The 1,129-nt window shown below is 43.8% G+C and carries 1 protein-coding gene and 1 pseudogene; both read right to left on the bottom strand.

Annotated features, from left to right (window positions below; all coding sequences use genetic code 11):
- Positions 1 to 112: pseudogene (locus tag AB4653_RS27055) on the bottom strand (chromosome partitioning protein ParB); the annotation flags it as partial.
- Positions 113 to 117: 5 nt separating this feature from the next.
- Positions 118 to 1,129, bottom strand: a 1,012-nt coding sequence (locus AB4653_RS27060) for a ParA family protein (protein ID WP_372105778.1), incomplete at its 5' end; no start/stop codon positions are given.

A 1,129-nucleotide genomic window follows, 5' to 3' on the forward strand; every position in this document is an offset into this window, starting at 1 on the left:
TCACTTGAGCTTGCTCTTTTACCGCAGTTTGAGCTTCTTGTGGCGTAGCTACGCGACGTTTGTTTGCTTTACCAAATAGCTTTGCATTTAAGTCAGATGTTTTAATTGCCATTCTTGTTATCCCTGATTAAGTGAAGGCCAGTTGCTATGTAATACACGCTCTAATTCTAGAGCACTTTTTTGTACTGCGTCTTGAGCCACAGCCAGAGTTTTCTTACCGCCCTCAAAGTCGCTTACCGTCAGATCGAAAACCGTGCTGTAAGTGTCAGCACAAGTTTCAAAGGCGCGGCTTCTTGGAATCGTGGCCATCATTACTTGGTCATTCAACAGGTAGTTCATCTCAGTCAGAACTGATACCTGCTTTTTATTGTCGTCTTCAAACATCGTTGGCATTAGACGAACGAACTCAAGCCCTTTCCAATCGTCCGGGAACATTTCATAAACCGTTGGCAAGTGCTGGAAGAAGTTAACCGTTGAAGCCCAGTCCAAACGCTTGGCTGCACATGGTATTAAAAGTGCGTTCGACGCGTACATTGCATTCCACACTAACGGGTCCACGTGTGGTCCAGTATCAATCATGATCACATCAAAATCATCGGCGATTTTGTCGATAAGCTTTTCTTTCAAAAGACGAACAATATCAAGTGACTGATCTCTAGACAGACTTTGCCATGCTTCAGCGTTAAACATCGCATCTTCTGGGAAGGCTGAAATAGTCTTCAAATTAGGATACTGAGTTGGCAACAGCACGTTCTTACGCAAGAATTCTAGGTCAACATCCTGCTCTTCTGGCACATTATCCAACATGATATCAACTGCAGAATAAATGCTGTCATGCTCTGCACCACTAATTTGTGGGTTTAAGAACAGACGCAAAGAGCCTTGTGGATCCAAGTCAATCAAACAGATACGGTAGCGCTTGTCCAAATTTAGAGATAAGCACGCAGCTAAGTGAACTGCCGTCATTGATTTACCCGTACCGCCCTTTTGGTTTTGTACGTTGATAATCCATGGTTTGTTGTCAGCATGCTGCTTACGTTGATGGAACTTCGGCACTTCTGCCGCGTCCATCAACATGTGAGCTTCTGTCAATGAAATCGAGTAGTGATTGGCATTGTTCTTTGTAAAC

Source organism: Vibrio sp. 10N.222.48.A3 (assembly GCF_041475345.1).
Taxonomy (GTDB): Bacteria; Pseudomonadota; Gammaproteobacteria; order Enterobacterales; family Vibrionaceae; genus Vibrio; species Vibrio tasmaniensis_A.